Annotated in this window: 8 protein-coding genes and 1 pseudogene; 7 read left to right on the forward strand and 2 right to left on the reverse strand. The window is 36.9% G+C overall.

What is annotated here, in order from left to right:
* Nucleotides 1–264: 264 nt before the first annotated feature.
* The 7 genes and pseudogenes from D0T84_RS20710 to D0T84_RS23160 all read left to right on the forward strand — a co-directional run bounded on the left by D0T84_RS20710 (nucleotide 265) and on the right by D0T84_RS23160 (nucleotide 4,699).
* On the forward strand, nucleotides 265–1,206 hold the full coding sequence (locus D0T84_RS20710) for a JAB-like toxin 1 domain-containing protein (RefSeq protein WP_163309771.1): 942 nt from the start codon (nucleotides 265–267) through the stop codon (nucleotides 1,204–1,206).
* A 3-nt stretch (nucleotides 1,207–1,209) separates the two neighbouring features.
* Nucleotides 1,210–1,746, forward strand: coding sequence for a hypothetical protein (locus tag D0T84_RS20715; protein ID WP_163309773.1), 537 nt, complete (start codon nucleotides 1,210–1,212; stop codon nucleotides 1,744–1,746).
* A gap of 202 nt (nucleotides 1,747–1,948) precedes the next feature.
* Nucleotides 1,949–3,100 (forward strand): RHS repeat domain-containing protein, encoded by a 1,152-nt coding sequence (locus D0T84_RS20720; RefSeq protein WP_255495512.1) that lies wholly within the window; start codon nucleotides 1,949–1,951, stop codon nucleotides 3,098–3,100.
* Between the two features lies 1 nt (nucleotide 3,101).
* Complete coding sequence (locus tag D0T84_RS20725) at nucleotides 3,102–3,560, forward strand: hypothetical protein (protein WP_163309774.1); 459 nt, start codon at nucleotides 3,102–3,104, stop codon at nucleotides 3,558–3,560.
* Nucleotides 3,561–3,791: 231 nt separating this feature from the next.
* Entirely contained in the window at nucleotides 3,792–4,001 is a 210-nt protein-coding gene (locus D0T84_RS23155; protein ID WP_255495513.1) for a hypothetical protein, read from the forward strand.
* A pseudogene (locus D0T84_RS20730) lies at nucleotides 3,985–4,389 on the forward strand (exonuclease domain-containing protein); the annotation flags it as partial. The gene D0T84_RS23155 and the pseudogene D0T84_RS20730, both read left to right, overlap by 17 nt.
* A 10-nt stretch (nucleotides 4,390–4,399) precedes the next feature.
* Entirely contained in the window at nucleotides 4,400–4,699 is a 300-nt protein-coding gene (locus D0T84_RS23160) for a hypothetical protein (protein WP_255495514.1), read from the forward strand.
* A gap of 124 nt (nucleotides 4,700–4,823) precedes the next feature.
* Here the strand turns inward: D0T84_RS23160 and D0T84_RS20740 are convergent, their stop codons facing one another.
* Together D0T84_RS20740 and D0T84_RS20745 are read right to left on the reverse strand one after the other, a co-directional pair.
* A complete protein-coding gene (locus tag D0T84_RS20740) occupies nucleotides 4,824–6,233 on the reverse strand; it encodes a hypothetical protein (RefSeq protein WP_163309778.1) in 1,410 nt (469 codons plus the stop codon).
* 3 nt (nucleotides 6,234–6,236) lie between these two features.
* The coding region (locus tag D0T84_RS20745) for a phage terminase small subunit-related protein (RefSeq protein WP_221413157.1) at nucleotides 6,237–6,773 on the reverse strand (537 nt) is incomplete at its 5' end.

Genomic DNA, 6,773 nt, shown 5'->3' on the forward strand with positions numbered 1-6,773 from the left:
GGGGCTTACTTTTGATTATGCGAAAAACAAACACTGATATACAAGAGGATATGTCTAAAATAGGCAAGCTTTCTGCTTTTAGCGGACAACAATGAAAAACAATGTGAAAGTTGTAACTTTTGTCACTTTTTAGTTAAATTTACGAAGGACTATAGAGGTAGGCTCGGCAAGTATAACAGAACGGGCAATAGATAGTTACTCGCCACATTAAAGCGTATACTGGTTGATGGCGGCTATATCGAAGGCACTACCTATCACTTCTATATGAATGACCATCTGGGAAATAACCGCGTGGTGGCTAATGCCAGCGGTACATTGGTTCAGAAGAATCATTATTATCCTTTTGGTTCTGTTTTTGCAAGTACTACAGGGGCAGGGAAACAGCCGTATAAGTATAATGGCAAGGAGTTGGATGCAATGCATGGGGTGAACTTATACGACTATAGTGCAAGGTATATGGATAGTCAGATCGGTAGGTTTACGAGTGTGGATCCGTTGGCGGAGAAGAAATATTGGATTTCTCCTTATACATATGCACGAAATAATCCGTTAAGATTTATTGACCCTGATGGAAGAGATGAGTGGGAAATAAATGAAAAAGGGGAAATGATAAATAGAATTGAAAATAAGGATAAAGATATTATACATATTGTTGATAAGGATGGTAAAAGAGTCGATGGAAAATCTTCACAAGAATATGGATATGGAACGATTACGATGGAACAGATTACACTTAAGCCCGAAGGAAGCAAGGAGTGGTCATATGATAAGTATACTATACAAGGAGATGATAATGCAAATTCTATTTTTGAGTTTTTAGCAGATAATACCAAAGTGGAATGGAGTCATGCTACTTTTGGAAAAGAAGGTAAAGAAAAAGCAAATTTTATAACCACAACTCATGGGGAGTGGAATGAAGGGGGGATGCGAGATGTTTTTATAAAACAATATATGAAAGGTATACCAATGATAGAACATTCTCACAATCATCCTATTCATAATGTATATGCGCCATATCCTAGTGGTTTGCCCGGAACTGACAGCTATGGTTCTGGCGATATTTCATTTTCTTCATCAATAGTTGGAAGTTCAAGTAATATATCTTTAGTGATACCTATATTTAAAGTTTATGATCCTAAAACAGGAAAAAGTATTTCTTACGGACCTAATTCGGTCAAATCTGATTTTGACTATTTTAATAAATAAAAGATGGGAAATTTATATTTTAAATTATTATATCATATAATACTTCTATTTTCAGTTGGAATAATTCAAGCTCAAGAATATAAAATTAAGAAGGAAATAATATTAGTTGAATTAACTGAATATAAATTAGACAATCAATCCCTTATATCTAATATTGATTCATTAATATTAATTCATAATTTGGATATTGATGATAGAGAGAATTATATATATTTGTTCCGATTGAGTAATAATTGTACTGAAGAATATCTTATCTCAGTAACATTAATGCGCCCTACACTTATAAGCGATTCTTGTAATATAGGATTTTTTCGATTAAAAAATTCTATTTTCTTGATTCAAGGAGAAATGTTGAGAGAGTTTTTCGTCGATACTGGTAAAAAAGAGGTAATCCCTTATATAAAACGAGTTGTAGAGCTATCAGGAAAAGAAATTGATTATGATAATCTAATGCCAGAGGAATTTATTTCATGGTTTTTCTCTTATTCAAATAGAGAATTTAAATTATTAAAAACTAATTGGTATCCAAAGCTTGAATGAAGTTTTGTCAACTGATGCAGTTAAATATCCTTCGTTCGTCGTAAGCTCTGTCTGCATCGAGTTAAAACAAGGCTTTACCTTGAATGATAATAAGAAATAATCCTGTCACTGTCATCATTGGCAGGATTATTTATCTATTATAATATGAGTTCGTTTAAAAGAAGAAAAGTAACAAATAAAAACAGCGAAAAACCTGTCACCTTTGTCACTTTTTAACATTCTTGCTACATTTACATCAGTACTAAAAAGAGTTTTAGTCGATGGCGGCTATATCGAAGGCACTACCTACCACTTCTATATGAATGACCATCTGGGAAATAACCGTGTGGTGGCTAATGCTAGCGGTACATTGGTTCAGAAGAATCATTATTATCCTTTCGGTTCGGTCTTTGCAAGTACTACAGGGGCAGGGAAACAGCCGTATAAGTATAATGACAAGGAGCTGGATGCAATGCATGGGGTGAATTTGTATGATTATAGTGCGAGGTATATGGATAGTCAGATCGGTAGGTTTACGAGTGTGGATCCGTTGGCGGAGAAGTATTATAGTATTAGTCCGTATGTGTATGTGATGAATAATCCGTTGAAGTATATTGATCCAACAGGAATGTATTCAACTGCTGAATGGATGAGAGATAATGGGGTAAGCAGTAGTGATCTTATAAATGTATATACAGCTCCCGCAGAAGGTTCAAATAAAGGGATAGACGATATTATAATAAAAGGTGCTAACAACTCAAGTTTGACAGTAAAAACCGATGCTATTGATAAATCTTTTAATTCCAGTGTTGATTTTGGAGGAAATCATACAATCGACGCAAGTAATGTAGCAATTGGATATGAACGTTATATTGGTGCAGAATTTACTCCTGTTATTGGAGTAAAAGCTAATGCGGCAAAACAGAATTTATTGTTTTTGAGTGGAAATTATGCTTTTTATTGGTATGAATACATTAATCCTGAAGGAGGAATATCTATGTATACAGGAGGTGCTGCAACTCTTAACACTGGTGGTAATTTATTTATTGCAATATGTTCAGACCCTAATATGTATTCTCCAAGTGGTTTTGTTGATCCTTATCTTAGTATTGATGCTTCAGTATCTTATAGACCTGTTCTTGCAGGAGTCAGCATAGGAGGTAATTTAACAGCAAGTTTAGATGGGGCTTGGACAATAATTGGTCTAGGTGCTAGTGGTAGTGTAGGCCCTCAGTTCGGTTTTTTTGAAGGTGGAGGTCTAGGCGCAAGTGGCACCATAGGCTATACTATTCCTTTATTTAAAGGTATAACGAAGACAAGTGAGAGAAGTAAGTTAGATAAATTTCTTAATTGGACAGTTAAAAGATTCTTTTAAAATGAAAAGATATAAATTGTTATTCATTGTATTTGTTTTTATTTTTATTATGCTTATTTTGTTTGGTGTTTTTCTTTTTATAACTAAACAAAATAAAAGAGAATATAATCACTATTATGGTCAAATTAATGTACAATTTTTCGGGAGAATCTTAGAGCAAAAAACAGTTAGTCGATTAGGCAGGGATAGGACTGTAATATGTATTAAGCTTAATTACTCCAATATCGATTCAATAAGAATACTTGATGAAAAACACTTTCTTAGAATAGAAAAGAACATGGCATCTATGGTTATTGCGCCGGAATATAGTAATCTTGATTCAATATCTTTCAATGTGAATAATAACGGAATGGTGGAGTATTTCATTTGTGGGAAACTACTATCCAAACACCCATTATCTTTATCTTTATCTTATTCTTATTTGAATATCAACGACCTTGAAAATTGCTTTCCCTTATAAGAGTAAGGCTCGGATCGATGGAATTGACGCTGACACAAGCGGAGGGATTGGTTATATGCCCCCTGTTCGGCGCAAGTTCCGCCTGCGTCGGGCTAAAAACAAGGCTTTACCTTGAATGATAATAAGAAATAATCCTGTCACTGTCATCCCAGACAGGATTATTTATCTTATATATGAGTTCGTTTAAAAGAAGAAAAGTAACAAAGAAAAACAGCGAAAGACCTGTCACCTTTGTCACTTTTTAACATTCTTGCTGTATTTACATCAGTACTAAAAAGAGTTTTAGTCGATGGCGGCTATATCGAAGGCACTACCTATCACTTCTATATGAATGACCATCTGGGAAATAACCGTGTGGTGGCTAATGCCAGCGGTACGTTGGTTCAGAAGAATCATTATTATCCTTTTGGTTCGGTCTTTGCAAGGTATCATTTCAGATAAATTTTACAGCCTGGCACAACCCGAACCAAACTATTATTGTTATGGCAACAGTAATATTCATGGACTAACATCAGCAGATACAGATAATGCAGATGTGCTCCCGAAAGTTTGGCAGCAAATAGAATCCCTGATTGAAGGTTTGCCTTTAGTTGCTCATAACAAAGGCTTTGACGAAGCCTGCCTGAAAGCAGTATTCAAAACCTACCAAATGGATTATCCCGATTATGTATTCTATTGTACGCTGGCTGAATCACGGCGTCAGTTGAAGCATTTACCCAACCATCAACTGCAGACTGTAGCCGAAGATTGCGGTTATATATTAGAGAATCATCACAATGCATTGGCCGATGCGGAAGCGTGTGCCGAAATAGCATTGCAGTTATTATAATGTTATCATCATGGATGAAATACCGAGAATGATTTTTCAGTTCGAAAAGAAAGAGAGTAACAATACAATCCCGGAAAGACTCGTAAAAAAACTATCCGGCCGTATTGGAATGGACGAAATCCATGAGATTACCTACCTTATTCAGAGTAGCAATAAAGGAAAGCAACAGCTATATAATTTTATTTTCGATGAAGATGACACAGTTGTGACTAATGCTTTGTGGATAATGACACATTTTTCGCTATCTGAAAATGAGTGGTTATACTCAAAACAGAATGAAATTATAGACAAGTTGCTGGTTACCAGATAACCTTCCCATTTACGCTTGCTTCTCCATCTGCTTTACAGGCAGCCGTTAGCAGATCCTCCCCGCGTAGACTTTCTCGATTATTGCCTGGAAGAAATGGTTGCAATGAAAGAAGCTCCCGGCACAACTACCCTTTGTATGAAACTAGCCTATGAAATGTGCCGGATGATTCCCGAATTATTACAGGAATATCGTGTGGCATTGGATATGATAGAACCATCACAATTACCATGGTAAGCATACGCCCCAGTTTATTGACTTTGGGTGTATCAACTTTCATCATGTTAAGGTTTACATCGTTTCGGTCCTCGGCCTCGTCAATGTTTCTTTGTACCTCCTCATTCCAAAATTGTGATTCGTATTGGAATAATACATTTACGCCTTGTGGCAATGACTTTTTAAACTCACACATCCAATCACATGGGAGATTCATTTTGGCTTGTTTTACAAAACAGTCTATTTTCCAAAACTTATTGTTTTTACACACGCCCCATGCTTTGACGGCATTGTAGTCGCTTGTATCATTGTCGGTATATGCAATATCCCAATGAACAATAATCATCTTAAAATCGAACCAGTCGGGCAATTCCGCCCATTGGATATCATCCTCACTAAAGTTTTTGCCCTCCAATTTGGTTTCATGGTTATATTCTGCGTATGCGGCAGGTATACCCATGTCCTCCTCTTGGAGTTGGTAATATTCTTTATCATACATGGCGGGCCATGCAGATTCATAAGTAACTTTATTGTATGCCTTTATTTGATGCACATACCATTTTGGGTGCGGGTGGCTTTCTTGCAGCATGGTTTGTGTCATCACACGTGCAAAGCGGTTGTTTGCATATAATAAGCGTCGATTATGTTTGTCGGTCATTGTCGGTATAACATCACGCTCAATTATTTCTTTTTGCTTTCGCATCCTTTTCGGGTTCCCAATAGTATCGGGTGTTTCCAAGTCATCCACAACCCATAAATTTGGGCGGCGATGCCCCACACGGATACCACGCACTTTCTTTTTTATACCGAAAGCCATGCCAATGAATCGTTGGTCTATTGTCCTAAAACTTCCATATTCCCAACTACCCTCACATCTTTGCGCCCCAAAATCATTAATGATAACTTCGTTGCCCTCAAACTCGGCTTGTATATCTGCGATTAAGTCCTCGGCTCGTTCCTTACTATCGGACATGACACACATAAATACATCTTCACCACGCAACCAAAGCCAAAAAGGAATGATGACATTACACCAAACAGATTTGGCAAGCCCTCGGCCCCATTCGGCAAAAGCCTTGATAAGTGGATTGTCGGCAACTAATTCGGCAAAGTCTTTTTGAAATTCGGCACATTCAGCCGTGGCATAATGTTTGAAATATCGGTTGACCATAAACTCGACATCCCATTTTGCCCGCTGAATCGCATTCATCTTATCGGTTAATGTTTCAAAAGCATCAACCGTTGTTGTACGTGCCAATTCCAGTCGCCGTAAATACGAATCGACTTTTTCTTGGTCTCTTTTTTTTGTTGATTTTGCCATTGATTAACCTAGTTCATTGCTTTTACGTCGTAAATGGATAGTCTGAAATTCAATCGTTTTTTCAAACAACTCATAATTGTATGCTCTCATGGCACTAAATATGTCATCAAACACATCAACATATTGCCCCAGTGTAACCCCTTTTTCTTTGTTGAGTTCCGCCAATGCTTTATTGTTGTATGCCATTTCGTTGGATGCTTGGTTTGCCTCTTTTCTTAATCTCAATTCGAGGTCTATATCTCCAGCATCGCGAGCCTCATTGATTTCATATTCCAATTTCAGTCGTTTGTCCGATAACAAACTGATTATACGTTGTATATTCTCACGAGCGATATTTGCAGATGATTGACGCATTTTTCGTTGGTCGCGCCAATTGCCCTCAATGGACCATTCGGACATACTTTTTTCACTGACATCTAAAATAAATGCCGCCTCCTTTTGGGTTTTACCTTGCTCAACAACGAGTTGGTATGCCGTATGTCTCAATTTGGTATAATCGGGTTTTTCCACTTGCTCAAAATCACTCATAATCAATCCGTA

The sequence above is a fragment of the Dysgonomonas sp. 521 genome (genome assembly GCF_010501055.1).
In the GTDB taxonomy this organism is placed as follows: Bacteria; Bacteroidota; Bacteroidia; order Bacteroidales; family Dysgonomonadaceae; genus Dysgonomonas.

Bases quoted from the DNA above. Each gene is read 5' to 3' on its own strand.
- D0T84_RS23160 (WP_255495514.1), top strand. From the start codon at position 4,400: ATGGATGAAATACCGAGAATGATTTTTCAGTTCGAAAAGAAAGAGAGT.
- D0T84_RS20740 (WP_163309778.1), bottom strand. From the start codon at position 6,233: ATGGCAAAATCAACAAAAAAAAGAGACCAAGAAAAAGTCGATTCGTAT.
- D0T84_RS20725 (WP_163309774.1), top strand. From the start codon at position 3,102: ATGAAAAGATATAAATTGTTATTCATTGTATTTGTTTTTATTTTTATT.
- D0T84_RS20715 (WP_163309773.1), top strand. From the start codon at position 1,210: ATGGGAAATTTATATTTTAAATTATTATATCATATAATACTTCTATTT.
- D0T84_RS20710 (WP_163309771.1), top strand. From the start codon at position 265: ATGAATGACCATCTGGGAAATAACCGCGTGGTGGCTAATGCCAGCGGT.